Below are 24,553 nucleotides of genomic sequence, written 5' to 3'. Positions count from 1 at the left end.
GTTCGGAGAGCGATCATTTTTCCGGGTATAATCGGGGTGCGAAGCCGAATCGGCGTGTCGATCGGATGTCCCGGCCGTTAAATTCGCCGTTCCGAAGAGGCCTGAAGCACCAGCCATGAACCAGTACCACGACCTGCTCGAACGTATCCTCAGCGACGGCGCGGAGAAGCACGACCGCACCGGCACCGGCACGCTGTCGATCTTCGGTCATCAGATGCGGTTCAATCTCTCGGCCGGTTTTCCGATGCTGACCACCAAGCGGCTGCCGCTGAAGGCGATCGTGCATGAATTGCTCTGGTTCCTGGCCGGCGACACCAACATCAAATATCTCAGGGATCACGGCGTTTCGATCTGGGATGAATGGGCCGACGCCAACGGCGATCTCGGCCCGGTCTACGGATCGCAATGGCGCTCGTGGCCGGCGCCGGACGGGCGCAGCATCGACCAGATTTCGAACGTCATCGACATGATCAGGCGTAACCCGGATTCACGGCGGCTGATCGTGACCGCCTGGAATCCGGCCGACGTCGACAAGATGGCGCTGCCGCCCTGTCACTGCCTGTTTCAGTTCTATGTTGCGAACGGCAAGCTCTCCTGCCAGCTCTATCAGCGCTCGGCCGACGTGTTCCTCGGCGTGCCCTTCAACATCGCGTCTTATTCATTGCTGACGATGATGGTGGCGCAGGTGACCGGACTGAAGCCCGGTGACTTCGTGCACTCGCTGGGTGACGCGCATCTCTACTCCAACCACCTCGATCAGGCGCGGCTGCAACTGACGCGGCCGACGCGGCCGTTGCCGGTCATGAAGATCAATCCTGACGTGAAGGATATCTTCGCCTTCCGCTACGAGGATTTTGCGCTCGAAGGCTACGATCCGCACCCGCACATCAAGGCCGAAGTGGCTGTATGACCAGCGGTGTGAGCATCTGATGTCGCTGACGATCCGCCGTGCGCGCCCGGGCGAAGCGGGACTTGTCCTGTCCTTCGTTCGCGAACTCGCCGAATACGAAAAGCTGCTGCACGAAGTGGAAGCGACCGAGGCCGGTATCGATGCGGCGCTGTTCGGCGCCAATCCGCGCCTGTTCTGCGAAATCGCCGAGTGGGACGGAGAGCCGGCCGGCTTCGCGGTCTGGTTCGTGAATTTTTCAACCTTCAGCGGTCGCTCCGGCATCTATCTGGAAGATCTGTTCGTCCGCCCGGCGCTGCGCGGTAAGGGAATCGGCAAGGCGCTCCTGGTGCATCTCGCGAGGGAATGCGTGGCGAACGGTTGGTCGCGCTTGCAGTGGGCGGTGCTCGACTGGAATACGCCGTCGATCGAATTCTATAAGTCGCTCGGCGCGGTCCTGATGGACGAGTGGACGGTGTGCCGGGTCGGCGGTCCGGCGCTGCGCGCGTTAGCGCAAGGGGAGCGCTGATGGAAATCGTTCTCATCGTCGCGGTCGCCGAGAACGGCGTGATCGGAGCCAGGGGCGCCATTCCGTGGCGGCTGAAATCCGACATGGCGCGCTTCAAGGCGCTGACCTCGGGCAAACCTGTCGTCATGGGGCGCAAGACCTTCATCTCGATCGGCCGGCCGCTCCCCGGAAGGACCAATATCGTCGTCACCCGCGACGCTGGTTTTCGCGCCGATGGCGTGGTGGTTACCCATTCGTTCAGCGACGCGAAGGCGATCGCCACCGGCGATGCACTGCGACGTTTCGCCACTGAGATCGCCGTGATCGGCGGTTCGGAAATCTACGCGCAATGGATGGACAGCGCCGATCGCCTGGAGATTACCGAGGTGCATGCCCGGCCCGACGGCGACACGCGTTTCCCGGCAGTCGATGCCACCGCATGGGAAGAGGTGGCGCGCCTGCGGAATCCGGCCGGTCCGGACGATAGCGCCGATTTCTCCTATGTGACATTTCGTCGGCGCCAACAGGGTTAACCTCGCTAACCAATGTTTACATTGACAATTATGGCGTCAGGCATAGCTGCTTGATGCAGGAAGCTTGCGTTGTAAGGGACCTAGCGGTCCCCTATAAAGCCGGGCTGATAGGCGAGGCTGGGCATCCTGCCCAAAACAGGCGGACCCGGGCCTTCGCGGAGGAGAGTTTGCATGCCGTGGAAGAATCAAGGTGGGGGTCCATGGGGCCCGGGTCCGAAGGGACCGTGGGGTTCGGGTCCGCAGTCGGGCGGGCCGAGGCCACCTGATCTTGAGGATCTGCTGCGGCGCGGCCAGGACAAGCTGCAGCAGCTTCTGCCGGGCGGCCATTTCAGCGGAATGGGTATCGCGCTGGTGCTGGCCGGCGCGCTGGTGATCTGGGGATTGTCCGGATTCTTCCGCGTACAGTCGGAAGAACTCGGCGTCGTCTTGCGCTTCGGCAAGCATGTGCGCACCGTCGAGCCCGGGCTGAACTATCATCTGCCCTATCCGATCGAAACCGTGCTGCTGCCGAAGGCGCTGCGCGTCTCCACCATTTCGATCGGCATGAGCCTGATCGACGATCCGGCGCGGCGCGGCCGCACCATGCGGGACGTGCCGGAAGAAAGCCTGATGTTGACCGGCGACGAAAACATCGTCGACGTCGACTTCACGGTGCTGTGGCGGATCAAGCCCAACGGCGTCGGCAATTTCCTCTTCAACATCCAGAATCCCGAAGGCACCGTGAAGGCGGTGGCCGAAAGCGCGATGCGCGAGGTGATCGGGCGTTCGCAGATCCAGCCGATCCTCACCGGCGCCCGCAATCTGACCGAGCAGGGCGTTCACGAACTGATGCAGAAGACGCTGGATACCTACGGTTCCGGCGTCCAGATCACGCAGGTGCAGATGCAGAAGGTCGACCCACCTGCGCAGGTGATCGACGCGTTCCGTGACGTGCAGGCCGCGCGCGCCGACTTCGAGCGACAGCAGAACGAGGCGCAGACCTATGCCAACCGCATCCTTCCCGACGCCCGCGGCCGTGCCGCGCAGATCCTGCAGGTCGCGGAAGGCTACAAGGAACAGGCGGTCGCCGAGGCCATCGGCCAGAGCGCGCGCTTCATGAAGGTGTACGAGGAATACAACAAGGCCAAGGACGTGACGCGGCAGCGAATTTATCTGGAGACGATGGAGCGGATTCTCGGCGGATCCGAGAAACTGGTCTATGACGGTGGCAACTCGGCACAGAGCATCGTGCCCTATCTGCCGCTCAGCGAATTGACGCCGCGCCGTCCGCCGCCGACGGCTGGTCAGCAGCAGCAGCAGGGAGGCTCGCGATGAGGTCTCCGGTTGCAGGTATTGTCACCCTGATCCTGCTGTTGGCCGTGGTGATCGTGGGCTACAGCTCGGTCTTCACGGTGTCGCAGACCGAGCAGGCGCTCGTGGTCCGGCTCGGCCGGCCCGTTGACGTCGTGTCCGAGCCGGGCCTGAATTTCAAGGCGCCGTTCATCGACACCGTCATCAGCATCGACAAGCGCATCCTCGATCTGGAAAATCCATCCCAGGAAGTGATCGCTTCCGACCAGAAGCGGCTCGTGGTCGACGCCTTCGCCCGCTACCGGATCAAGAATCCGCTGCGCTTCTATCAGAGCATCGGCTCGATCCAGGCGGCCAACATCCAGCTCACCACGCTGTTGAACGCGGCGCTGCGCCGCGTGCTGGGCGAGGTCCCCTTCATCAACGTGGTGCGCGACGAACGCGAGGGCCTGATGGCGCGCATCCGCGAGCAGCTCGACCGGGAAGCCGATCAGTACGGCATCCAGTTGGTGGACGTCCGTATCCGCCGTGCCGACCTGCCGGAGGCCAACAGCCAGGCGGTCTATCAGCGCATGCAGACCGAGCGGCAACGCGAGGCGGCCGAGTTCCGCGCCCAGGGCGGCCAGAAGGCGCAGGAGATCCGCTCAAAGGCCGATCGCGAGGCGACCGTCATCATTGCGGAGGCCAACTCGACCGCCGAGCAGACGCGCGGCGCGGGTGACGCCGAGCGCAACCGGCTGTTCGCCGACGCATATGGCCGGGATCCGGATTTCTTCGCCTTCTATCGTTCGATGTCGGCCTATGAGACCGGGCTGCGCTCCAACGACACCCGTTTCCTGCTGCGGCCCGATTCCGAGTTCTTCCGCTTCTTCGCCAATCCGTCGGGCCATCCGCCGGCGGCGGCCGCGGCGGCCACGGCGCCGAAGCCTTAAACGGCCGGCCCGTACCATACGCAGGTTACGGCGAAGCGGGGGGTCGCTTCGCCGGCATAAAAGCAAAAGGCGCTTGAATAGCGGGGGGATGCCATCCGATGAGGTCCATTGCGTTCGCCGACTTCCTCATCGGTGTTGGCATCCTCTTTGTGCTCGAAGGCCTGATGTTCGCAGCCAGCCCGGCCTGGATGCGCCGGGCGATGAAAAGCGCATTGGCGACGCCCGACAATATCCTGCGGATCGTCGGCATCGTCTCGGCGGTCGTCGGCCTGCTTCTGATCTGGTTCGTGCGGCGGTAAGGTTCCTCGGTCATTTTCGGGATGGTCCGAAGGACCAGTCCTCAGGTGCGCAATTGCGCACCGGGGAATCTCGAGATTCCCCAACGTGCAATCGCACATTGGGGTTTCGCTTCGCGCCCCGGAATGACGGTAATCAACGGCCGCAACTAGCTCTGGCGCCAACGAAATCGTGAGCCGCGAGCCGCCCGTTTTTCGCAGGAATGTCAGGTGCAGATGCTTGCGCCTAGGACCCATTCGGGCGCACTGTGGGCCCAAATTTGAGCCTTTGGAGACGAGCCGACATGACCGGTGCCAGACCCGCCTTGACCAGTCGCCTGCGCCTGATGGGGATTGCGATCTCGCTCGGTGCCGCCAGCATGCTGGCTTCAGTGCCGGCCAGCGCGCGCGGGCCGGACGGTATCGCCGACATTGCCGAGAAGGTGATCGATTCCGTCGTCAATATTTCGACCTCGCAGAGCGTGGAGGCCAAGGGCGGCAGGGATACGATGCCGCAATTGCCGCCGGGCTCGCCGTTCGAGGAATTTTTTGACGACTTCTTCAAGAACCGGCGCGGCGCCGTGCCCAAGGGCGGCGACAAGAGCGGCGAAATGCAGCCGCCGCGCAAGACCAATTCGCTCGGCTCCGGTTTCATCGTCGATGCCGCCGGCGTCGTCGTCACCAACAATCATGTCATCGCGGATGCCGACGAGATCAACTTGATCATGAACGACGGCACCAAGATCAAGGCCGAACTGGTCGGCGTCGACAAGAAGACCGACATTGCTGTCTTGAAGTTCAAGCCGGTGAAGCCGGTGACCGCGGTGAAGTTCGGCGATTCCGACAAGCTGCGGCTCGGCGAATGGGTGATTGCGATCGGCAATCCGTTCAGCCTCGGCGGCTCGGTCACGGCCGGCATCGTGTCGGCGCGCAACCGCGACATCAGCCAGGGGCCGTACGACAGCTACATCCAGACCGATGCCTCCATCAACCGCGGCAATTCCGGCGGGCCGCTATTCAACCTTGAAGGCGAAGTGGTCGGCGTCAACACGCTGATCATCTCGCCGACCGGCGGTTCGATCGGCCTCGGCTTCGCGGTGCCGTCGAAGACGGTGGCCGTCGTAGTTGATCAGCTCCGGCAGTTCGGCGAATTGCGCCGCGGCTGGCTCGGCGTGCGGATCCAGCAGGTCACCGAGGAGATCGCCGAAAGCCTCAACATCAAGCCCGCCCGCGGCGCGCTGGTCGCCGGCATCGACGACAAGGGGCCGGCCAAGCCTGCCGGCATCGAGCCCGGCGATGTCGTCGTCAAGTTCGACGGCAAGGACGTCAAGGACCCGAAGGATCTCTCCCGCGTCGTCGCCGATACCGCCGTCGGCAAGGAAGTCGACGTCGTCATCATCCGCAAGGGTAACGAGGAAACCCGCAAGGTTACGCTCGGCCGCCTCGAGGATACTGAAAAGGTGCAGCAGGCCGCCGCCAAGACCAAGGAAGACCCTGTCGAGAAGCCGGTGACGCAAAAGGCGCTCGGCCTCGATCTTGCCGCGCTGAGCAAGGACCTGCGGACGAAGTACAAGATCAAGGAGAGCGTGAAAGGCGTCATCATCACCGGTGTCGACGGCTCCTCCGACGCCGCCGACAAGCGGCTCTCCGCCGGCGACGTCATCGTCGAGGTAGCGCAGGAAGCGGTCGCCAGCGCCGCCGACATCAAGAAGCGCGTCGATCAGCTCAAGAAGGACGGCAAGAAATCGGTGCTGCTGCTGGTGTCGAACGGCGAGGGCGAATTGCGGTTCGTGGCACTCGGCGTGCAGTAGGCGTCAAGTCGCGGGACGGCCGCGGAGCATCCCTGCGATACCGAGATCTTCGTCGAGTTCCGGCCAGTGAATGCCCATTGCCATGAGCTCGAAGTTTCCGCGCGCTGCCGCACTGGCATCGCGGAGACGTGGATACCATGCGAGCGGCGTCGCAATCTTGCGACCGTCTGCCAGGGTCACGACGAGTTCATCGGCGGTGAAGGCAACCGAGACCGGCCTGATATCGCCGACATCAATCATTTGGCCTATCCCCCCACAAACTCCTCGCGCCGGTAGCCCTGCGCGTACAACAGCGCGGTGAGGTCGCCGTAGTCGATCCGCGCGGCGGCAGCGGCGGCCACCGCCGGCTTGGCGTGATAGGCGACGCCGAGGCCTGCCGCCTGGATCATGCCGAGGTCATTGGCGCCGTCGCCGGCCACCAGCGTATCGATCTCGTCGAGATCGAAGGATTCGCGAAGCTCGATGAGCGTAGCCAATTTGGCGGCGCGGCCGAGGATCGGCTCGGCAACCTCGCCGCTGAATTTGCCGTCCTGCACCTTCAACTCATTGGCGCGGTTTTCCTGGAAGCCGATCTTGGCTGCGACCGCATGGGTGAACAGCGTGAACCCGCCGGAGATCAGGCAGGTCCAGGCGCCGTTGGCGCGCATGGTGGCAACCAGCTCGCGGCCTCCCGGCGTCGGCGTGATGCGCTTTGCCAGGACTTCATCGACCACGCCGACGGGCAGGTCCTTCAGGAGCGCGACACGCTCGCGCAGCGCGGGCTCGAATTCGATCTCGCCGCGCATCGCGCGCTCGGTGATGCCTGCGACATGCGCCTTCAGCCCGGCGAAGTCAGCCAGCTCGTCGATGCATTCCTGGCCGATCATGGTGGAGTCCATGTCGGCGAGAAAAAGCTTCTTGCGCCTGAACGCGGCAGGCTGCACGACAATGTCGATCGGCAGGTCACCGCGCGCCTGTTGCAGGCGGGTTTCGATCGCCTTGATCTCGTCCGGGCTCTTGACCTGGCTGTCGAAGGGAATGTCGACTGCCACTTCGTCGAACAGCCATTGCGCCGTTCCCGGCGAGGGGAGAACGGCCAGCGCGCCGTCGACGATGGTGGAGTCGAGCGCGGGATTGGCTGGATTGCAGATGAGGGTGGCGACCAGGGACATGCAGGCGTATCAGCTAGATTTGAGCAAGGCCGTGCTTATCGCAGGGCCGACCGCCAGCGGCAAGTCGGCCCTGGCGCTCGAATTGGCGCAAAAGACCGGCGGCGTCGTCATCAACACCGATTCCATGCAGGTCTATCGCGATCTCCGCATCATCACGGCGCGGCCGACGCCGGAGGAGGAAGCGCGCGTGCCGCACCGGCTCTACGGCCATGTCGACGCGTCGGTCAATTTCTCGGCCGGAGCGTGGGTGGCGGATGCTGGAAAGGTGCTCGCAGAGGCGCGCGCGGAAAAGCGCCTGCCGATCTTCGTCGGCGGTTCCGGCCTTTATTTCAAGGCATTGACGCGCGGTCTCTCCGCGGTGCCGCCGATCCCGGCCGAGGTGCGCGAAGCCATACGCGCCCGGCTGGAACGCGACGGCGTCGAAGCGCTTCACGCTGAGCTGGCGCGGCGCGACCCCGTCTCCGCCGAACGCCTGAAGCCGCGCGACCGCACCCGGATTGCCCGCGCGCTGGAGGTGATCGAGGCGACCGGCCGCGCGTTGCCGGACTGGCATCGCGAAGGCCTGCCGCCGCTGTTGCCGCAGGGCGATTTCACCGCGCTGTTCCTCGCGCCGGAACGCGACCAGCTCTATGCGCGGATCGATGCGCGGTTCGGCGCGATGCTGGAAGCCGGCGCACTGGAAGAAGTCGCAGCACTCGCCGCGCGAAAACTCGATCCGCTGCTGCCGGCGATGAAAGCCCATGGCGTGCCCGCGCTGATCCGCCATTTGCGCGGCGAGATCACCCGCGATCAGGCCGCCGAAATCGGCCGCGCCGATACCCGCCACTATGCCAAGCGGCAGTTCACCTGGTTCCGGCACCAATTGCCGGAGTTCGAATGGGTCGCGCCGGAAGCGGCGAGGGGGTGGTTGGCAACCGTCGTTCCAGCGCTATGAGCGCGGATTGCGAGAAGCTGCGACGAGCCGGCCCTTCTGGCCTGCAGCCGACTCATCTCCAGGAATTTAAGGTTGTGGATTTATAATACGTTCATTTCTCGGTTGTATCTTTTCGACCAGCGCGATCAGTTCTCGAGGGGGCGCTATCAATGCATACGGCAAGAATTCTCGGACTTGTCGCAGTTCTTTCGTCGAGTACCAGCGCTATGGCGGAAGGCGAGGACGCAATTAGCACCGTCGATAAGCTCCGCGAGAAAGGGTATTCGGTCACGTCGATAACTCCGATTTTCGGCCAATTGCTGAAAATGAGCTATCCGCGGGCCTTTGTACCTGCGTTCGTCACGACAAAAGCTGATTTCTACATTCAAGAATCGGTACCGACAGGCGAGTCCATCAACGGTTGGACTCAGATGATTTCCGTCACCGGTCGAAGGGATCTCGCCACCAAGCCGGACGCGACTCCGAAGGCTTTTCTCAATGCTTTGGCGGGGGGCTTCAAGGTCGCGTGTCCAAGTTCGTATTCTGTAACGCTCCTGAGCGAAAACAAACTCAACGGCTACGACGCTGCTGTTGCAGTGGTGTCGTGCGGTGTTTCGCCCACGACAGCAGGTAAAACGAGCGAGACAGCGTTGATCGCGGTCATCAAAGGGCAGACCGATGTCTACACCGTTCAATGGGCCGAACGTGCTGCACCGTCGAACATACCCATGCAGATCGATGTTGGGAAATGGCAGGATCGGTTCAAGACTCTGAGCCCGATCAAGCTCTGCCCGATCGTTCCGGGAGAGAAAGCTCCATATCCGAGCTGTGTCGGTGGTGAGAAGTCGGCCACGTGATCCCTTCAAAGCATGTGCCATTGCGCGCCTGTGGTCTGGCCCCTCGGACCAATCCCCGAATGACGGCGACGTGATGCGATGGTCTCTCCGCATGCCTGCACGCCCAAAATTCCCCCTCGCCGAATGCCCGGAACACCGCTACACTGCCTAAATCGCGCCGAGAGCGTCCGTCCCTTGACTTCCGGGGGCCGAACGGTATAACCCGCGCAACCTTTGGGAAGTTCGAGCCGCGAAATGCGTAACATTATTACCAAGTTCCTTATCGTCGTCGTACCCAGGCACACCGCCGGGGATGGCTAGCGGCCATCCAAATTCGGGCGGTGTGCATGGGGCCTCTCGGGCCCTTTTTTATTTCCCAAAACAGACAATCGAAAGAAGCCGCGCCGACAAGCGCATCCGGAGCAGACCATGACCGACAAGAGCAACGACTCCAATCAGATGACCGGCGCCGCGATGATCGTGCGCGCCCTCATCGATCACGGCGTCCAGCACATCTTCGGCTATCCCGGCGGCGCGGTGCTTCCGATCTACGACGAAATTTTCCAGCAGAGCGACGTCGAGCACATCCTGGTGCGGCACGAGCAGGGCGCCGGTCATGCGGCCGAGGGCTATGCGCGCTCGACCGGCAAGCCCGGCGTGGTGCTGGTGACGTCAGGCCCAGGCGCCACCAACATGGTGACGCCGCTGACGGATGCGCTGATGGATTCGATCCCGCTGGTGTGCATCACAGGGCAGGTGCCGACGCATCTGATCGGCAACGACGCGTTCCAGGAATGCGACACGGTCGGCATCACCCGTCCCTGCACCAAGCACAACTGGCTGGTGCGCGACGTCAACGATCTGGCGAAAGTGCTGCACGAGGCGTTCTACGTTGCGACCACGGGCCGTCCCGGACCCGTCGTGGTCGACGTGCCCAAGGACGTGCAGTTTGCGCTCGGCACCTATCATCCGCCGCGCAAGTCCGACGTGCATGTGTCCTATACCCCGCGGGTGAAAGGCGATGCGGCACAGATCCAAAAAGCGGTGGCGCTATTGGCTGCCGCCAAGCGCCCGGTGATCTATTCCGGCGGCGGCGTCATCAATTCCGGACCCGAAGCCTCGAAGCTGCTGCGTGAGCTCGTGGATGTCACCGGCTTTCCGATCACCTCGACCCTGATGGGCCTCGGCGCTTACCCGGCGACGGGAAAGAACTGGCTTGGCATGCTGGGCATGCACGGCACCTACGAGGCCAACATGACGATGCATGGTTGCGACGTCATGCTGTGCGTCGGCGCCCGCTTCGACGACCGCATCACGGGCCGGACTGACGCGTTCTCGCCGGGTTCGAAGAAGATCCATATCGATATCGATCCGTCCTCGATCAACAAGAACATCCACGTCGACGTGCCGATCATCGGCGATGCCGGCAACGTGCTCGGCGATTTGCTGCAGGTGTTCAAGGCGGAAGCGAAGAAGCCGGATATCAAGGCGTGGTGGCAGGAGATCGCCAAATGGCGCGCACGCAATTCGCTCGCCTACAAGAAGAGCAATGACGTGATCCTGCCGCAATACGCGATCCAGAAGCTGTTCGAGGCGACGCGCGGCCACGACACCTACATCACCACCGAGGTCGGTCAGCACCAGATGTGGGCGGCGCAGTTCTTCGGCTTCGAGGAGCCGCACCGCTGGATGACGTCGGGCGGACTCGGCACGATGGGCTATGGCCTGCCGGCTGCGCTCGGCGTGCAAGTCGCGCATCCCGACAGCCTCGTGATCGACATCGCCGGCGATGCCTCGGTGCAGATGACGATGCAGGAGATGTCGACGGCGGTTCAGTTTGAGCTGCCGATCAAGATCTTCATCCTGAACAACCAGTACATGGGCATGGTGCGGCAGTGGCAGCAGCTCCTGCATGGCAACCGGCTGTCGCATTCTTACTCCGAGGCGCTGCCGGATTTCGTCAAGCTCGCGGATGCGTTCGGCTGCGTCGGCATCCAGGCGATCAAGCCTGGCGATCTCGACGGCGCGCTCAAGGAGATGATCAAGGTCAAGCGCCCGGTGCTGTTCGATTGCCGCGTCGCCGCGCTGGAAAACTGCTTCCCGATGATTCCGTCCGGCAAGGCGCACAACGAAATGCTGCTGCCGGCGGAAGCAACCGATGAAGCCACCGCCGCGGCATTCGCCGGCGGCAAGGCGCTGGTGTGAGGACGCGAGGCAAAGATTCGGTATGAGGACGCGAGACAAAAATTCCGCTGTCATCGCCCGGCGAAAGCGCGAAGCGCGTCTTCACGCAGAAGCCCGGGCGATCCAGTACGCCGCGGCGTCTCCGTTAAGCTCTGGGCGTCTCTAGAATACTGGATCCCCGCCTTCGCGGGGATGACAAAAAGAGAGAAGGTTGACGAGAACCCATGTTTGACCTCGGAGAGCTCGAACGTGCGCACGAGATCGTGGGGCAGGCGGTGCCGCCGACGCCGGCGCATGCCTGGCCGCTGCTCAGCGAACGGCTAGGTACGCGCGTCGTGGTCAAGCACGAGAACCACACGCCGATTGGCGCGTTCAAGGTGCGCGGTGGGCTGATCTATCTCGACCGGCTGAAGCGGGAGCGGCCGAACATATCGGGGATCATTTCTGCCACCCGCGGCAATCACGGCCAGAGCCTCGCGTTCGCGGCTTCCCGCCACGGCGTGCCGGCGGTGATCTACGTGCCGAAGGGCAATTCGGTCGAGAAGAACCGCGCCATGCGCGCGTTCGGCGCTGACCTCGTCGAGCATGGCGAGGATTTTCAGGCGGCCGCCGAAGAAGCCCAGCGCCGTGCCCAGTTCGCCGGCCTTCATATGGTGCCGTCGTTCCATCCGGATCTGGTGCTCGGCGTCGCTACCTACGCGCTCGAACTGTTCCGGACGGCGCCTGACCTCGACATTCTCTACGTGCCGATCGGGCAGGGCTCGGGCATCTCCGGCTGCATCATGGCGCGCGATCTGCTCGGGCTGAAAACCGAAATCGTCGGCGTGCAGTCGACCGAAGCGCCGTCCTACGCACTGTCATTTGTGGCTGGCACGGTGGTGACCACCGAAACCAGCAACACGCTGGCGGACGGCATGGCGACGCGCACTCCCGATCCGGACGCATTCGCCATCATCCGCAAGGGCGCCGCGCGCATCGTTCAGGTCACGGACGACGAGGTCGCAGCCGCCGTCCGCGCCTACTGGACCGACACGCACAACCTCGCCGAAGGCGCCGGCGCAGCCCCGCTGGCCGCCGCGCTGCAGGAAAAGCAGAAGCTCGCCGGCAAGCGGGTCGGCCTGGTCCTTTCCGGCGGCAATATCGATTTTGATCTGTTCCGCAAATGGATCGGCACGGATGCCACTACAGCCGCCCAACGGGCGATGGCGTGACGAGAGGATATGTAAGGGGACCACAATGAACCAGCCCGCATCCGCCTACTTCCTGGAAGAGCGCCACGATCCCAACGAGACGCACACGCTCTCGGTCTTGGTGCAGAACGAGCCCGGCGTGCTGGCGCGCGTGATCGGCCTGTTTTCGGGGCGCGGTTACAACATCGACAGTCTCACCGTCTCCGAGACCGAGAGCCACAAACATCTCTCGCGCATCACTATCGTCACGACGGGCACGCCGACGGTGATCGAGCAGATCAAGCACCAGCTCGACCGCATGATCCCGGTTTACCGCGTCGTCGACATGACCATTACCGGCCGTTCGATCGAGCGGGAACTCGCCATGGTGAAGGTGCGTGGCCGCGGCGACAGCCGGGTCGAGGCGCTGCGGCTGGCGGATGCGTTCCGTGCACGCGTGATCGACGCCACGACAGAAAGTTTTGTGTTCGAGATCACAGGCAATTCATCCAAGATCAGTCAATTTATCGACCTGATGCGCCCGCTCGGCCTTGTCGAGGTGTCGCGCACTGGCGTTGCCGCGATCGGGCGCGGGCCTGAGGGGATGTGAACATGCTGGCGCGTGACTGGTATTACACTCAAAGGCGGCGACTCGGGCTCGATTCGGCGGTCGCCTCGATCTACGACCGGCATGACGACAGCGACGAGCGCACACGGGCCGCGCTCACCATGCTCGGCGTGCAGCGCGGCTGGCGCGTGGCCGATATCGGTTGCGGCAACGGTGTACTGGCCTGCGAAGCGGCGTTGATGGGGGCCGAGGTCGACGCAATAGATATTTCGCCGGCGATGCTGGCGCTCGCCAATATCCAGGCCCGCGACCGCAAGGTTGCGATCCGCACCCAGCCGGCAGGCCTTCTGAGCTTTGCCTACCAGCCGAATTCCTACGACCTGATCGTCAGCGAATTCACGCTGCACCATCTGCCGGACTTCTGGAAGGCGGTGGCGCTGGCAAGGATCTATGCCGCGCTGAAGCCCGGCGCGAATTTCTACCTGCGCGACATCGTGTTCGTCAGCATGCCCGACGGCACCGAGCGCGATGTCGAGCAGTGGGCCGATTTCACCATCAAGAACCACGATTTCCAGCGCGAAGGCGTGGTCACCCATATGCGCGACGAGTACTCGACCTTCGGTTGGGTGATCGAGCGCATGCTGACCGATATCGGCTTCACGCTGGAATCGGTCGACTACCACGCGCCGCTGCACGGCACCTACATCCTGCGCAAGCCAAAGCCGGATCAACAGAGCTAGAAAAAAATGAAACCGGCCGATGTTTGCATCGCCGTGCTGGTAGCGGTGATCTGGGGGCTTGCTTTCGTCGCCAGCCGGATCGCGCTCGACGAGTTTTCGCCGGAATTGATGACGACGCTGCGCTTTTCCATCGCGGCCTTGCCCTGCCTGTTCGTGGCGCGGCCCAAGGTTTCCTGGACGGTACTGGTCGCGATCAGCTTCACGCTGTTCCTCGGCCAGTTTCTCGCCCAGGCTTTTGCCATCGCCTATGGCGTTCCCGTCGGTCTTTCCAGTGTGATCGTACAGAGCCAGGCGCTGTTCACCATCGGCTTTGCCGCGCTGTTGTTTCGCGAGCGGCCGGGCGGGGGGCAGACCATCGGCATTGCTATCGCCACCGCAGGCCTGCTGATGATCTGCGGCACCGTCGGCTACGATTTCAGCATCGGCGCCTTCGCGATATTGATGATCTCGCCGCTCAGCTTCGCGGCCGGCAACCTGCTGCTGCGGCGCGCGCAGGGCGTGCCGATGTTCGACCTGTTCGCGTGGCTGTGTCTGGTCGCGGCAGTTCCGCTGTTTGCATTGACGCTGGTGAGCAACGGCCCGCAGCCGACCTGGCATGCGCTGACCCACATGTCCCTCGCCGGTTTGTTGTGCATGATTGGCCTCGGCGGCGTCTCCACCAGCATCGCCTATTGGCTGTGGGGCCGGCTGCTGCGGGATTACCCGGCGGCGCAGGTGGTGCCGTTCGCGCTGTTGGTGCCGTTCGTCGGTTCCGCTGCATCGAGCGTCGTGTTCGGTGAGACGTTCGGGCCGCTACGGCTTGCCGGCATGGTCACCGTGGTCGGCGGCATTGCCGTCATGTTGCTGTCCAAACCTACCAAGGCTTCAGAAAAACAAGTTCTGCCAAAGATCGCGTGAGGCCCCCATGTCGCAATCCCTGCTGATCGCCTTCATCATGTTCGCCACCGTGATGTTCTTCACGCCGGGGCCGAACAACATCATGCTGCTGTCGTCGGGGCTCACCTATGGCTTCCGTCCGACCATCCCGCACATCATGGGAATCACGGTCGGCTTTGCCTTCATGGTCGGGGCGGTCGGTCTCGGGCTCGGCACCATCTTCATTGCCTATCCGGTGCTGCAGACCATCCTGAAGTATGCCGGCGTGGTCTACCTGGTCTATCTGGCCTGGGCGATTGCGATGTCCGAGCCGCCGTCCGCGGATCAGGACAGCCGGGGCCGCCCGATGACGTTCTGGGGCGCGGCGATGTTCCAGTGGGTCAACGCCAAGGGCTGGGTCATGGTGATCGGCACCATCACCGCCTATGCGGCGATCGCGGCGTATCCCTGGAATATCGCGATCCAGGTCGGCTTAAGCCTGCTCCTGGGCATCCTGTCGTGCACGGCCTGGGCCCTGTTCGGCACCGCCCTGCGGCCGATCCTGACCTCCCGCCGGGCGGTGCGCGCCTTCAACATCGTGATGGCAGTGCTGCTGCTGGCCTCGCTCTACCCGGTCTTCATGGACGCATGATGCCGCACCGGGCCATGCATAAACGGGTTTCCCCTTCGAGGGAAAATGCTCTAGACAACGCCGGAAATTCGCGGGCGACCGGCGGTCCCACCTGTCCAAATGCCTGATTAACCGGCCCTTTTTGGCCATCGATTGAGGAAACGACCATGCGTGTTTATTACGATCGCGACGCCGACCTGAACCTGATCAAGGGCAAGAAGGTCGTCATCGTCGGCTATGGCAGCCAGGGCCACGCCCATGCGCTGAACCTGAAGGACTCCGGCGTCAAGGAAGTGGCGATTGCGCTCCGCAAGGGCTCGGCCTCGGCCAAGAAGGCGGAGGCTGCCGGCTTCAAGGTGATGGAAGTCGCCGAGGCCGCCAAATGGGCCGACCTCGTCATGATGCTGACCCCCGACGAGCTGCAGGGCGACATCTACCGCGAGCACCTGCACGACAACATGAAGAAGGGCGCGGCGTTGGTGTTCGCGCACGGCCTCAACGTCCATTTCAACCTGCTCGACCCGCGCGCCGACCTCGACGTGCTGATGATCGCCCCGAAGGGCCCCGGCCACACCGTGCGCTCGGAATATCAGCGCGGCGGCGGCGTGCCCTGCCTGATCGCGATCGCCAAGGACGTCTCCGGCAATGCCCATGACCTGGGTCTCAGCTACGCCTCCGCGATCGGCGGCGGCCGGGCCGGCATCATCGAGACCACTTTCAAGGAAGAGTGCGAGACCGACCTGTTCGGCGAGCAGGTGGTGCTCTGCGGCGGCCTGGTCGAACTGATCAAGGGCGGCTACGAGACCCTGGTCGAGGCCGGTTACGCGCCGGAGATGGCCTATTTCGAGTGCCTCCATGAAGTGAAGCTGATCGTCGACCTGATCTATGAAGGCGGCATCGCCAACATGAACTATTCGATCTCCAACACCGCCGAGTACGGCGAATACGTCACCGGCCCGCGCATCGTCACCGACGAGACCAAGAAGGAGATGCGCAAGGTGCTGGCCGACATCCAGTCCGGCAAGTTCGCCCGCGACTGGATGCTGGAGAACAAGGTCAACCAGACCTCGTTCAAGGCGACCCGCGCCAAGCTCGCCCAGCATCCGATCGAGGAAGTCGGCGCCAAGCTCCGCGACATGATGCCGTGGATCAAGAAGGGCGCGCTGGTCGACAAGACGAAGAACTAAGGCGGGTCGAAGCAACTCCTCATGGTGAGGAGGCGCGCAAGCGCCGTCTCGAACCATGAGGCCACGGACGGGCCTTCATCCTTCGAGACGCGGCGAAGACGCCGCTCCTCAGGATGAGGGACTGGTACTTAAACACCAAATCTTAAGTCTTGATCGTCATTGTCCGGCGAGATCGCGTAAGCGGTCTCGCCGTTTCCTTGAAGGATGGATGCCTCAAGCACATTCTTCAGCCCGCCGCGCCAAGCGCGCCAGCGAGTCAAAACGAAGAACTGACGCTTAATGCACATTCTTGGGTGCGAGGCAGTTCAACAATTACATTAGCGATGGAAAGATGAGCGTTTACCGAGTCAAAACTCGGTTGCTTAATGTGCATTCTCGTTCATCAAACGGGATCCATCTTCGCTAGTAGCAGGCCAAGCATCGATCTTCATCATGCCGACGCCTCAAGTGCCGGATCACCAAGCCTCGCATCGCCTCCCGAAGGCAACATGCCTTCCATCTTCGGAACGGGCCGCAGTTCTCCAGCCCAGCGTGGCTTTTATTTGGCGGGGAAGTCGACGCCGCGAAGCGTCACGATCGCCACCGCACACGGCGTCTCCGTCCCGTCAGCGAGCGACGCCACGTCGACATGCGCCACGCCAATCGTGCTTCCGACCTGGATTGCGCGGGCGCGCGCGATCAGCTTCTCTCCCTTTGCCGGAGCCAGATAGCTGACCTGGAGGTTGACGGTCACCGCGAACCGGCCAGGCGGCATGGCGGTGGTGACGGCCCCGCCGCCGGCATGGTCCGCCAGCCCGGCGATGACGCCGCCATGAAAGAAGCCGTTCGCCTGCACGAGACCATCGCTTTTCGCGAGCGACATCACGACATGGCCGGGTTCTACGTGCTCGACCCTGGTGCCGACGGCCTTGGTATAGCCGGGCGCATAGGTGACCCGTTCGACCAGTTCGCGGATCGCATCGTGCGCGGAAATCTGCGGTGTCGGATGATCCATCGATCCTCTCCCGGCTGCATTGACTGGCGCCATGCTCGGTCTAGCCGCAGGCTTAGGCAATCGCGATTGCTCCGATATCGAGCCATAGATATCTTCTATGGATGGACTTCAAGCAGATCAGGTATTTCGTGGCTGTCGCCGAAGCGGGCAGCTTCAGCGCCGGCGCGCGCCGGGCCTTCGTCACGCAGCCGACGTTATCGGCCGCAATCGCTTCCCTCGAAGCCGAGCTGGGATTCGCACTGCTGGAGCGTCATGCGCGTGGCGTCAGACTCACGCCGCGGGGCGAAGAGGTGCTGGAGACCTCGCGATCGATTTTGCGCCAGGCCGAACGGCTCAAGGCAGCGTCCGGCGGCAGGCCGTCGGGCAGGCCGCTGCGGCTTGGAATTCTGCCGACGATTGCGCCGGCATTCGTGGCGCAGTGCATTGAGCGGTTGCGGGCAATCGAGCCGGGGCGGTCGTGGCGGACCGAAGATGCGCCGCTTGCCAAGCTGCGGCAGCGGCTTGCCAATGGCCGCTACGATGTGGTCCTGACGGCGCTCGGATCGGCCGCACGCGGCCATCGGCAATTGGAATTGGCGGCAGATCGGCAGGCGCTGGCCGTTTCGGCCCGCTCATTCCCGCGCGGGCCGGTCTCGCCCGAGATATTGGCGGGCCAGCCACTGATCGTGCGCATGCACTGCGAGCAGTTGCAGTCGGCGTCGCGGATTCTCGATGCCTGGAAGGTGCGGCCGAAGGTCGTCGCCCAGACGGACAGCGATGCGCGGGCGCTCGCGATGGTGGCGGCGGGCCTTGGGTTCTGTCTGATGCCGGACAGTTTCGAACACCCCGATGTGCGGATGCTTCGCCCCGAGGGCGTCGATCTACCCCGGCGGCTCGGCTTTGAATGGGTCCGAGGCGGCGCCGATGGCTGGCTGGATCGCGCGCTGGATGGCCTGTGACCGGGTTCGGACCTTGCGCGCGCCGCGACCACGGCGCGCAGGCAAGGCTCAATGCGTGCGGATGATCGGTTCCTTCTCGATCTTGTTGTGCAACTGCCAGAAGCGAACGGTGCGCTGGGCCGTCTCCATCGACAGCTTGCGGAAATCGCGTTGCGCGATCTCCAGCGTCTGCTCGCTGATCGGAGGCTTTACCGGCCGGTTACGCAGGATGGACTCGACCGTCGGCCAGTTCAGGCGTGCGGAGCGGCAGGGAATGAGGATCAGGTCGGCCCGCGGCCCTTCCATCAGTTTGGCGGTCATCTCGATCGGCATGTCGTTGAGGACCGCCAGCGCGACCGTCACCTCGTCGAACTTGTTCGACTCCGCGAATTTGTACACTGCCGCGTCGTCGAGCTCGTTCAGCCCTTTCATCAGCTTCACCAGTTCCTCGGCGACGCCGAAGCTCCGGCTCGGTGGCGGCGCCTCGCGGGCGACCTCGTTCAGGACCCGCTTGATCTCTTCCTGGAGCGCGGGCGGCGCGATGGCGAGAAGCCGCGCGCGAACGGTCTCCTTGGCGCGGCGCAACAGGTCGCCCATGAACTTGACCGGGAAATCGGCGCGAAGGCCGAGGATTTCGATCAACTCGTCGTCGGCGCCGGCGCGGGCGACGATGGTGGAATAGCCCTGATCGGAAAACCTGGCGCCGGCATTGTTGGCGAGTTTGCGGATCACCTGGCCTTCGCCGCGGTCGACGATGACATCGGTGACGGCGGCGGGCAGTTCGGCGCGGCCGGAAATGGCGAGCAGGTGATCCTGCCCCTTGCTGCTGGCGATCTCGACCAGCACGTCAGTGCCGAGCCGGCTGGAATGGGCCAGCACGCTGCCGGCGACCTCGATCTCGTCGTCCCAGGCGAGATGCTGGATGACCTCGAACGGGGCATAGTCGAGCGGTGCCAGCCGCTTGGAAAGTTCGGCCTTCGCCCGCGTCTCGACGCGCGCGATCAGGAGGCAGAGCACATCGTCGAAGACCTTGACCTGGTCGTCGCTGAGGCGTTCTCCGTCATGGAGGAAGAGATCGGTGACCTGCCGCAGGGTCTCCACCCGCTTGGCGGATGAACCGCCTCTGACGGCATCTTCAAGTTCGGCAATGATCGAGTGCGCCGGCTGTTGCACCATTGTGGGCAGCCTGTCTGTTGTTGAAGGGTTCGTGCCCACAATGACGAGTCGAGCCTTACGCCTGCGTTAAAGGCGGAGACCCGGTGGAATACAGATCGACTGCATCTGAATCGGGCAATGCATCGGCCGCGGTTGTTGCGGACAGACGCATGTCGAAGCAGGGTCCGCGCGTTGCAAATTCTGCGTTCTGAATTGCTTTACCAATCCGATCGGGACGTATGCCGCGATTTCGCGCGATAAATCGCCGATGTCGAACCGGATCGGCCATCTGCCGCGGCTTCCGGTACTCCGGTCCGGCTGCTATCCTCACCAAACCGTTCCCGGGAAAAATCGAATAGCAATCTGCCGAACAAGACGTCGTCAAGGCTGGCTGCACCCCGCGAAGGAAGCCCACGGAGCCGGCGCTTAAGCATTCCTTCACGACGAACTTCATTAAACCTCTTACAAGGGCTTAGGTCATGAGATCTGTTGTCATCACCGGCGCGTCCACCGGCATCGGCTGGGCCAGTGCGAAGCTGTTGCTCGACCGCGGCTTCCGCGTGTTCGGCAGCGTGCGCAAGCAGGCCGATGCCGACCGCCTCAGGCGCGAGTTCGGGACGAAGTTCACGCCGCTGATCTTCGATGTCACCGATGAAGCCGCGGTGCTGGCGGCGGCGCGCGAGGTCCGCACCGCCCTTGGCGGCGAAACGCTCGCCGGCCTCGTCAACAATGCCGGCATTGCGGTCGCAGGTCCCGTGCTCGAACTCGCGGCGGACGAATTCCGCCGCCAGATGGAGGTCAATTTCATCGGGCCTATCATTGCGACCCAGGCGTTCGGGCCGCTGCTCGGCTCCGATCCGGCCCTGAAGGGGCCGAAGGGGCGGATCGTGATGATCTCCTCGGTCGCCGGCAAGAACGGCAATCCGCTGACTTCGGCCTATTCCGCCTCCAAGCACGCTATCGAGGGGCTGTCGGAGAGCCTGCGCCGCGAACTGATGTTGTTCGGGATCGATGTCATCATCATTGCGCCGGGCCCGGTCAAGACGCCGATCTGGAGCAAGGCCGAGGAGGTCGATATCTCCACCTACAAAAACTCGCCGTATTTCCTGGCGCTGCAGAAAATCCGCGCCTTCATGCTGCAACTCGGCGCGAACGGATTGCCGGCCGAGCAGATCGCCGAAAAGGTGTTCGAGGCGTTGACGCGGCCCAATCCCAAGGTGCGCTACGTCATCGCGCCGGATCCGATGCGCCAGTTCATGGCGGCGGTGTTGCCCAAGCGCACCCTCGACCGGATCATCGCCAAGCGCCTCGGGCTGACGCCGCAGGGATGAGCAAAGGCACCGGCCACCAGTGACGACAGGAAAGAGCAGAGCCGAGCTGACGCAGATCGCCGACGCGGCGCTTCGCAGCCAACCGGGATGCGAAACGGCGTCCGTCCCCGCCGTGCGTCCGCTTCCCAATATCCGCGAGGGGCGGAACTGGGAAATCCCCAACGTCGTTCTCGGCGACAGCCTGATCAGCGACGTCGACCGCGCCGTCATGTCGGTGCATCGCCGTCTCGGACGGAAGTTTTACCTGAAGGACGACTAGCCCGCCCGCAGCGTCTGGTTCTGCGGCTTCGGCGCCATCGCGATCATCCGCAGCGCGAACACCGCCACGAGTGGAATCAGGAACAGTGCGTAGAGCGGCATGTCGGGAATCCGCTTGCCGAACGACACCATGAACTGGAACAGCAGGTAGTAGCCGCCCACAAGATGCAGCCGGCGCCAGGCGCGTGCGCCGATCGCAGCGGCCGTGCGGTCGAACGAGGTGGCGGCCATCGCGACGATGAAGGCATAGCCGATGCCGCCGAAGACATACGACGCAATCGAGGTCGCCGCCGCATAGCCTATCGGGTCCATCACGGCGAAGCTGGCAATTGCGACTGCGTGGATGGCGTGCGAGGCCGCAAAGGTGACGCCGAGATAGCGGCGGTTGCGGCGCAGCCATCGCGTCGAGGCGTTCGGCCATAACAGCGCCAGCGCGGCGGCTGCGAAAGCGAGGCAGAACAGTAACAGCGAGGTGCGCGCGGTGAAACGGATCACCATGCGCACGCCATCGACCTCGAAGCCGCGCATGCCGGCGATCCAGATGCTCATGGCCAGCAGCGTCAGCGCGAGCAGGGCGAACAGCCGCCAGCCTTCGAACCATTTTTGATGCGTCGGCATGTTTTGCTCCCCCGGGCTGCTGATGTAATCACCAGTTACATTTGCTGTACGTATCAGGTCAACAGTGTAATCAGTGCTTACATTCACGACCTGGTGATGGTAGGAGAGGGCATGCGTCCGTCAGCCAAGCCTTCTGCCGCGAAATCCCCCACCACCAAGCCGCGCCGCCGCGTTGCGCGGACGGCCGCACCAAAACCCTATCACCATGGCGACCTCCGGCGCGTCCTGATCGACGCCGCGCTGCGACTGGTCGGCGAGGGCGGGGCGGAGGCGGTCAACGTCCGGGAGGCCGCCCGCCGGGCAGGCGTCTCGCCGGGGGCGCCGTTCCGGCATTTTCCGAGCCGGGATGCCCTGATCCAGGCGGTGGCGGAGGAGGCGCAGCGGCGATTCCGTGCCGAGATCGAGGCGGCGCTTGCTGGGGCACCGGCCGGCGACCCGCTCGGCCGCTTTCGCTGCCTCGGGCTCGCGTACCTGCGCTGGGCGATGCGCAACCCGACCCATTTCGAAATCATTTCCAGCCGTCGCTTGTTCGATCACGACCGGGCGGTCGCCATCTCCAGCGACAATGCCGAACTGATCGCGCTGACCGAGCAAACGCTCGCCGAAGCCTTTGCGGCGGGCCAGCTCCGCAGCGCCGACCTCAAACAGGTACAGATCGCCGGGCGGGCGCTGGTCTATGGTTTTGCCCGGATGAATATCGACGGCCATTTTCCGCGCTGGGGCGTGGCCACCCCCGAAGCCGAACGGACCGCCGAGGCAGTGTTGGATCTTTTCATCGAGGGGATCGTCCGACGTCGGTGAAGTCATTCCGGGGCGCGAAGCGAACTATGGGGCGCCCTTGCGCCCCTGAGAATCTCGAGATTCCGGGTCTGGTCCTTCGGACCATCCCGGAATGACGGTGAACACTCCCGGCAACCCCGTATTCGCCCCGACGTAGTTCGCCCGAGGGCAAATTCATTGCCTGTTCATGACGATTCCACTACGTTTTTGTGACACGGCTCAGGTTCCGGATGGGTCGTGCGTCTCCTGGTCGTCGCCAGCCAAGGCTTTGTATTGCGCCGGGTCATGTTGCGTTTTTCCCATGGCGCCCGCGCCAAATCCAGGGCCCTCCGCCACCACCCTTGCCGCCGGCCTTGCGGCGATCGGCTTCTGGCGGCTTTCGGCCGTTGCTGCACCGCACATGGCGGCGCTGGCGATCCTGCTGCACACCGAAACCGATTTCGGCGGCCGGATGGGCTTCGCGCTGGCGTGGGGCACCCTGAACTTCTTCTTCATCGCGCTGCTGCGGCGCCCGGCGCTGTCGGCCGCGCTGTCGCTGACGCTGGTCGTGCTCCTGGTGCTGCTGTCGCGGCTCAAGCACGACGTCGTGCAGATGACCGCGAACTTCGTCGACCTGATGGTGATCGACCGCGACACTGCGGCGTATCTGTTCACGATCTTTCCGAACTTGCGCTGGAGCGTGGTCGGCGCATCCCTCGTCATTCTGCCGCTGATGTACGCGCTGTGGTGGCTCGATCCGTTCCGCATCCGCCGCCTGCCGGCCACCGCCGGCCTGCTGGCCTGTCTCGCAAGCCTGGCCGGTTATTCCGTCGTCTGGCCCGATGAAGCCTGGCGCGGCTATTACGACGACGGCTATCTCTCCAAATTCGCCCGCTCGGGCGTGACCGCGGTTTCCGACTTCGTCAATTACGGTTTTATGGAATCGGAAGCCGTGACCGCCGAGCGGCTGAAGGTGCCGCTGGTCGATTCCTGCCATGTGCCCGGCCGCCGCCCGCACATCATCATGATCCATGACGAGTCGAGCTTCGACATCCGCCAGGCTGCCGGCGTCAAGGTGCCGCCGGGCTATGGCAGCCATTTCAAGTCCTTTGACGGCCGTGAGCGCAAGTTCATGGCCGAGAGCAGCGGCGGCGCAAGCTGGATGGCCGAGTACAACGTGCTCGCCGGCCTGTCGTCGCGGTCGTTCGGCCGCTTCTCCTATTTTGTCACCCGCATCGCCTCGGGCCGGGTCGAGCGCGGATTGCCGCTGGCGCTGCGCCGCTGCGGCTACAACACCATCTCGCTCTATCCGGCCTACGGCGCCTTCATGGGCGCGCGTGGCTTCCAGACCTCTACCGGCATCCAGCACTTTTATGACGCACGCGCGCTCGGCGCCAAGGGCATCGAGCCCGACAGCTTCTTCTACGATAAGGCCGTGAATCTGATCTCCGAGCAGCCGGCCAACACGCCGCTGTTCACCTTCGTCTATCTCGCCGCCAACCATTTCCCCTGGGAAACCAAATTCCGACCGGACCTGCTGTCGTCCTGGCGCGCGCCCGGCAACGAGCCCGTGGTCGACGAATATCTGCGCCGCCAGACACTGAGCGCCGGAGATTATGCGACGTTCGTCGCCAATTTGAAAAAGAAGTTCCCGGCGCAGCCATTTCTGATCGTCCGCTACGGCGACCATCAGCCGGAGTTTTCCTCGAACCTGCTTGATCCCGGCCTGGATGAAGCCAGGGTCGCCCGCAAGTTCGTTACTCACGACCCGCGCTACTTCACCACCTACTACGCGATCGACGCCGTCAACTTCGAGCCGGTGAAGAGTTCCGCGATCATGGACACGATCGACGCGCCCTATCTGCCGCTGGTGATCCAGGAGGCCGCCGGCATTCCGCTCGATCCCTCGTTCAAGGAGCAAAAGAACATCATGCTCCGCTGCAAGGGTGTATTCTATGCCTGCAAGGATGGCGCCGAGGCGCGCAGGTTCAACCGGTTATTGATCGACGCAGGTTTCATCAAAGGGCTGTAGAGACGAGACATGTCGGCCGC

26 protein-coding genes are annotated in these 24,553 nt (G+C 63.5%); 21 read left to right on the top strand and 5 right to left on the bottom strand.

Going from position 1 to position 24,553, the window contains the following annotated elements; translation table 11 throughout:
• Window positions 1-115: 115 nt before the first annotated feature.
• From V1292_RS00645 to V1292_RS00615, 7 genes are all read left to right on the top strand, one after another.
• Window positions 116-910, top strand: a complete 795-nt coding sequence (locus V1292_RS00645) for a thymidylate synthase (protein ID WP_334369845.1) — start codon at window positions 116-118, stop codon at window positions 908-910.
• A gap of 19 nt (window positions 911-929) precedes the next feature.
• Entirely contained in the window at window positions 930-1,415 is a 486-nt protein-coding gene (locus V1292_RS00640; RefSeq protein WP_334369844.1) for a GNAT family N-acetyltransferase, read from the top strand.
• A complete protein-coding gene (locus V1292_RS00635; protein WP_334369843.1) occupies window positions 1,415-1,927 on the top strand; it encodes a dihydrofolate reductase in 513 nt (170 codons plus the stop codon). The genes V1292_RS00640 and V1292_RS00635 overlap by 1 nt, the downstream gene beginning before the upstream one ends.
• A 171-nt stretch (window positions 1,928-2,098) precedes the next feature.
• Window positions 2,099-3,241 carry an FtsH protease activity modulator HflK gene (hflK, locus tag V1292_RS00630; protein ID WP_334369842.1) on the top strand — a complete coding sequence of 381 codons (1,143 nt, stop codon included), beginning with the start codon at window positions 2,099-2,101 and terminating at the stop codon, window positions 3,239-3,241.
• Window positions 3,238-4,149, top strand: a complete 912-nt coding sequence (gene hflC, locus V1292_RS00625) for a protease modulator HflC (RefSeq protein WP_334369841.1) — start codon at window positions 3,238-3,240, stop codon at window positions 4,147-4,149. Before hflK ends, hflC begins: the two co-directional genes overlap by 4 nt.
• A gap of 98 nt (window positions 4,150-4,247) precedes the next feature.
• The gene (locus tag V1292_RS00620) at window positions 4,248-4,448 is read left to right on the top strand and encodes a DUF2065 domain-containing protein (RefSeq protein WP_028350308.1); all 201 of its coding nucleotides are present in this window, start codon (window positions 4,248-4,250) and stop codon (window positions 4,446-4,448) included.
• A gap of 281 nt (window positions 4,449-4,729) precedes the next feature.
• A complete protein-coding gene (locus V1292_RS00615) occupies window positions 4,730-6,235 on the top strand; it encodes a Do family serine endopeptidase (RefSeq protein ID WP_334369840.1) in 1,506 nt (501 codons plus the stop codon).
• Between the two features lie 3 nt (window positions 6,236-6,238).
• On the opposite strand, the gene V1292_RS00610 is transcribed toward V1292_RS00615, so the two are convergent.
• Together V1292_RS00610 and serB are read right to left on the bottom strand one after the other, a co-directional pair.
• Window positions 6,239-6,475: a DUF2442 domain-containing protein gene (locus V1292_RS00610; RefSeq protein ID WP_334369839.1), complete on the bottom strand. Its 237-nt coding sequence runs from the start codon at window positions 6,473-6,475 to the stop codon at window positions 6,239-6,241.
• A 5-nt stretch (window positions 6,476-6,480) separates the two neighbouring features.
• Window positions 6,481-7,386 (bottom strand): phosphoserine phosphatase SerB, encoded by a 906-nt coding sequence (gene serB, locus V1292_RS00605; RefSeq protein ID WP_334369838.1) that lies wholly within the window; start codon window positions 7,384-7,386, stop codon window positions 6,481-6,483.
• Here serB and miaA point away from each other — a divergent pair.
• The 9 genes from miaA (at window position 7,364) to ilvC (ending at window position 16,469) form a co-directional block, all read left to right on the top strand.
• Window positions 7,364-8,320 carry a tRNA (adenosine(37)-N6)-dimethylallyltransferase MiaA gene (miaA, locus tag V1292_RS00600; RefSeq protein WP_334369837.1) on the top strand — a complete coding sequence of 319 codons (957 nt, stop codon included), beginning with the start codon at window positions 7,364-7,366 and terminating at the stop codon, window positions 8,318-8,320. The genes serB and miaA overlap by 23 nt on opposite strands.
• Window positions 8,321-8,526: 206 nt before the next feature.
• Window positions 8,527-9,156 (top strand): hypothetical protein, encoded by a 630-nt coding sequence (locus tag V1292_RS00595; protein ID WP_334369836.1) that lies wholly within the window; start codon window positions 8,527-8,529, stop codon window positions 9,154-9,156.
• A 408-nt stretch (window positions 9,157-9,564) separates the two neighbouring features.
• The gene (locus V1292_RS00590) at window positions 9,565-11,340 is read left to right on the top strand and encodes an acetolactate synthase 3 large subunit (RefSeq protein WP_334369835.1); all 1,776 of its coding nucleotides are present in this window, start codon (window positions 9,565-9,567) and stop codon (window positions 11,338-11,340) included.
• 203 nt (window positions 11,341-11,543) lie between these two features.
• Window positions 11,544-12,530: a threonine dehydratase gene (locus tag V1292_RS00585; RefSeq protein ID WP_334369833.1), complete on the top strand. Its 987-nt coding sequence runs from the start codon at window positions 11,544-11,546 to the stop codon at window positions 12,528-12,530.
• 25 nt (window positions 12,531-12,555) lie between these two features.
• Complete coding sequence (gene ilvN, locus V1292_RS00580; RefSeq protein WP_057846946.1) at window positions 12,556-13,098, top strand: acetolactate synthase small subunit; 543 nt, start codon at window positions 12,556-12,558, stop codon at window positions 13,096-13,098.
• Between the two features lie 2 nt (window positions 13,099-13,100).
• The gene (locus tag V1292_RS00575; protein ID WP_334369832.1) at window positions 13,101-13,796 is read left to right on the top strand and encodes a class I SAM-dependent methyltransferase; all 696 of its coding nucleotides are present in this window, start codon (window positions 13,101-13,103) and stop codon (window positions 13,794-13,796) included.
• Between the two features lie 6 nt (window positions 13,797-13,802).
• On the top strand, window positions 13,803-14,693 hold the full coding sequence (locus tag V1292_RS00570) for an EamA family transporter (RefSeq protein WP_334369830.1): 891 nt from the start codon (window positions 13,803-13,805) through the stop codon (window positions 14,691-14,693).
• Window positions 14,694-14,700: 7 nt separating this feature from the next.
• Complete coding sequence (locus V1292_RS00565) at window positions 14,701-15,303, top strand: LysE family translocator (RefSeq protein ID WP_334369829.1); 603 nt, start codon at window positions 14,701-14,703, stop codon at window positions 15,301-15,303.
• A gap of 146 nt (window positions 15,304-15,449) precedes the next feature.
• Window positions 15,450-16,469 (top strand): ketol-acid reductoisomerase, encoded by a 1,020-nt coding sequence (ilvC, locus tag V1292_RS00560; RefSeq protein WP_334369828.1) that lies wholly within the window; start codon window positions 15,450-15,452, stop codon window positions 16,467-16,469.
• Between the two features lie 538 nt (window positions 16,470-17,007).
• Here the strand turns inward: ilvC and V1292_RS00555 are convergent.
• A complete protein-coding gene (locus tag V1292_RS00555) occupies window positions 17,008-17,463 on the bottom strand; it encodes a PaaI family thioesterase (protein ID WP_334369827.1) in 456 nt (151 codons plus the stop codon).
• Window positions 17,464-17,564: 101 nt separating this feature from the next.
• Here V1292_RS00555 and V1292_RS00550 point away from each other — a divergent pair, with 101 nt between their 5' ends.
• Window positions 17,565-18,401 (top strand): LysR family transcriptional regulator, encoded by an 837-nt coding sequence (locus V1292_RS00550; protein ID WP_334369826.1) that lies wholly within the window; start codon window positions 17,565-17,567, stop codon window positions 18,399-18,401.
• 48 nt (window positions 18,402-18,449) lie between these two features.
• Here the strand turns inward: V1292_RS00550 and V1292_RS00545 are convergent, their stop codons facing one another.
• On the bottom strand, window positions 18,450-19,556 hold the full coding sequence (locus V1292_RS00545; RefSeq protein ID WP_334369825.1) for a DUF2336 domain-containing protein: 1,107 nt from the start codon (window positions 19,554-19,556) through the stop codon (window positions 18,450-18,452).
• 458 nt (window positions 19,557-20,014) lie between these two features.
• Between V1292_RS00545 and V1292_RS00540 the strand changes: the two genes are divergently transcribed.
• Both V1292_RS00540 and V1292_RS00535 read left to right on the top strand, forming a co-directional pair.
• Window positions 20,015-20,866: an SDR family oxidoreductase gene (locus V1292_RS00540; protein ID WP_334369824.1), complete on the top strand. Its 852-nt coding sequence runs from the start codon at window positions 20,015-20,017 to the stop codon at window positions 20,864-20,866.
• Between the two features lie 19 nt (window positions 20,867-20,885).
• Window positions 20,886-21,125, top strand: coding sequence for a hypothetical protein (locus tag V1292_RS00535; RefSeq protein ID WP_334369823.1), 240 nt, complete (start codon window positions 20,886-20,888; stop codon window positions 21,123-21,125).
• Here V1292_RS00535 and V1292_RS00530 read toward each other — a convergent pair.
• On the bottom strand, window positions 21,122-21,742 hold the full coding sequence (locus V1292_RS00530) for a hypothetical protein (RefSeq protein ID WP_334369822.1): 621 nt from the start codon (window positions 21,740-21,742) through the stop codon (window positions 21,122-21,124). The genes V1292_RS00535 and V1292_RS00530 overlap by 4 nt on opposite strands.
• A gap of 111 nt (window positions 21,743-21,853) precedes the next feature.
• On the opposite strand from V1292_RS00530, the gene V1292_RS00525 reads away from it, so the two are divergent.
• Window positions 21,854-22,543, top strand: coding sequence for a TetR/AcrR family transcriptional regulator (locus tag V1292_RS00525; RefSeq protein ID WP_334369820.1), 690 nt, complete (start codon window positions 21,854-21,856; stop codon window positions 22,541-22,543).
• A gap of 280 nt (window positions 22,544-22,823) precedes the next feature.
• Window positions 22,824-24,533, top strand: a complete 1,710-nt coding sequence (locus tag V1292_RS00520) for a sulfatase-like hydrolase/transferase (RefSeq protein WP_334369819.1) — start codon at window positions 22,824-22,826, stop codon at window positions 24,531-24,533.
• Window positions 24,534-24,553: the final 20 nt, after the last annotated feature.

The sequence above is a fragment of the Bradyrhizobium sp. AZCC 1719 genome, from assembly GCF_036924525.1.
Taxonomy (GTDB): Bacteria; Pseudomonadota; Alphaproteobacteria; order Rhizobiales; family Xanthobacteraceae; genus Bradyrhizobium.
This window is presented reverse-complemented; position numbering and strand designations above follow the sequence as displayed.

What these genes read in the sequence shown, in the direction of transcription:
- V1292_RS00610 (WP_334369839.1), bottom strand. Translation starts at nt 6,475, where the DNA reads ATGATTGATGTCGGCGATATCAGGCCGGTCTCGGTTGCCTTCACCGCC.
- V1292_RS00645 (WP_334369845.1), top strand. Translation starts at nt 116, where the DNA reads ATGAACCAGTACCACGACCTGCTCGAACGTATCCTCAGCGACGGCGCG.
- V1292_RS00615 (WP_334369840.1), top strand. Translation starts at nt 4,730, where the DNA reads ATGACCGGTGCCAGACCCGCCTTGACCAGTCGCCTGCGCCTGATGGGG.
- V1292_RS00525 (WP_334369820.1), top strand. Translation starts at nt 21,854, where the DNA reads ATGCGTCCGTCAGCCAAGCCTTCTGCCGCGAAATCCCCCACCACCAAG.
- V1292_RS00590 (WP_334369835.1), top strand. Translation starts at nt 9,565, where the DNA reads ATGACCGACAAGAGCAACGACTCCAATCAGATGACCGGCGCCGCGATG.
- V1292_RS00640 (WP_334369844.1), top strand. Translation starts at nt 930, where the DNA reads ATGTCGCTGACGATCCGCCGTGCGCGCCCGGGCGAAGCGGGACTTGTC.
- hflK (WP_334369842.1), top strand. Translation starts at nt 2,099, where the DNA reads ATGCCGTGGAAGAATCAAGGTGGGGGTCCATGGGGCCCGGGTCCGAAG.
- V1292_RS00635 (WP_334369843.1), top strand. Translation starts at nt 1,415, where the DNA reads ATGGAAATCGTTCTCATCGTCGCGGTCGCCGAGAACGGCGTGATCGGA.
- V1292_RS00570 (WP_334369830.1), top strand. Translation starts at nt 13,803, where the DNA reads ATGAAACCGGCCGATGTTTGCATCGCCGTGCTGGTAGCGGTGATCTGG.
- V1292_RS00530 (WP_334369822.1), bottom strand. Translation starts at nt 21,742, where the DNA reads ATGCCGACGCATCAAAAATGGTTCGAAGGCTGGCGGCTGTTCGCCCTG.
- V1292_RS00545 (WP_334369825.1), bottom strand. Translation starts at nt 19,556, where the DNA reads ATGGTGCAACAGCCGGCGCACTCGATCATTGCCGAACTTGAAGATGCC.
- V1292_RS00595 (WP_334369836.1), top strand. Translation starts at nt 8,527, where the DNA reads ATGGCGGAAGGCGAGGACGCAATTAGCACCGTCGATAAGCTCCGCGAG.
- ilvN (WP_057846946.1), top strand. Translation starts at nt 12,556, where the DNA reads ATGAACCAGCCCGCATCCGCCTACTTCCTGGAAGAGCGCCACGATCCC.
- V1292_RS00575 (WP_334369832.1), top strand. Translation starts at nt 13,101, where the DNA reads ATGCTGGCGCGTGACTGGTATTACACTCAAAGGCGGCGACTCGGGCTC.
- V1292_RS00520 (WP_334369819.1), top strand. Translation starts at nt 22,824, where the DNA reads ATGGCGCCCGCGCCAAATCCAGGGCCCTCCGCCACCACCCTTGCCGCC.
- V1292_RS00555 (WP_334369827.1), bottom strand. Translation starts at nt 17,463, where the DNA reads ATGGATCATCCGACACCGCAGATTTCCGCGCACGATGCGATCCGCGAA.
- V1292_RS00550 (WP_334369826.1), top strand. Translation starts at nt 17,565, where the DNA reads ATGGACTTCAAGCAGATCAGGTATTTCGTGGCTGTCGCCGAAGCGGGC.
- V1292_RS00540 (WP_334369824.1), top strand. Translation starts at nt 20,015, where the DNA reads ATGAGATCTGTTGTCATCACCGGCGCGTCCACCGGCATCGGCTGGGCC.
- V1292_RS00585 (WP_334369833.1), top strand. Translation starts at nt 11,544, where the DNA reads ATGTTTGACCTCGGAGAGCTCGAACGTGCGCACGAGATCGTGGGGCAG.
- serB (WP_334369838.1), bottom strand. Translation starts at nt 7,386, where the DNA reads ATGTCCCTGGTCGCCACCCTCATCTGCAATCCAGCCAATCCCGCGCTC.
- miaA (WP_334369837.1), top strand. Translation starts at nt 7,364, where the DNA reads ATGAGGGTGGCGACCAGGGACATGCAGGCGTATCAGCTAGATTTGAGC.
- hflC (WP_334369841.1), top strand. Translation starts at nt 3,238, where the DNA reads ATGAGGTCTCCGGTTGCAGGTATTGTCACCCTGATCCTGCTGTTGGCC.
- V1292_RS00565 (WP_334369829.1), top strand. Translation starts at nt 14,701, where the DNA reads ATGTCGCAATCCCTGCTGATCGCCTTCATCATGTTCGCCACCGTGATG.
- V1292_RS00620 (WP_028350308.1), top strand. Translation starts at nt 4,248, where the DNA reads ATGAGGTCCATTGCGTTCGCCGACTTCCTCATCGGTGTTGGCATCCTC.
- ilvC (WP_334369828.1), top strand. Translation starts at nt 15,450, where the DNA reads ATGCGTGTTTATTACGATCGCGACGCCGACCTGAACCTGATCAAGGGC.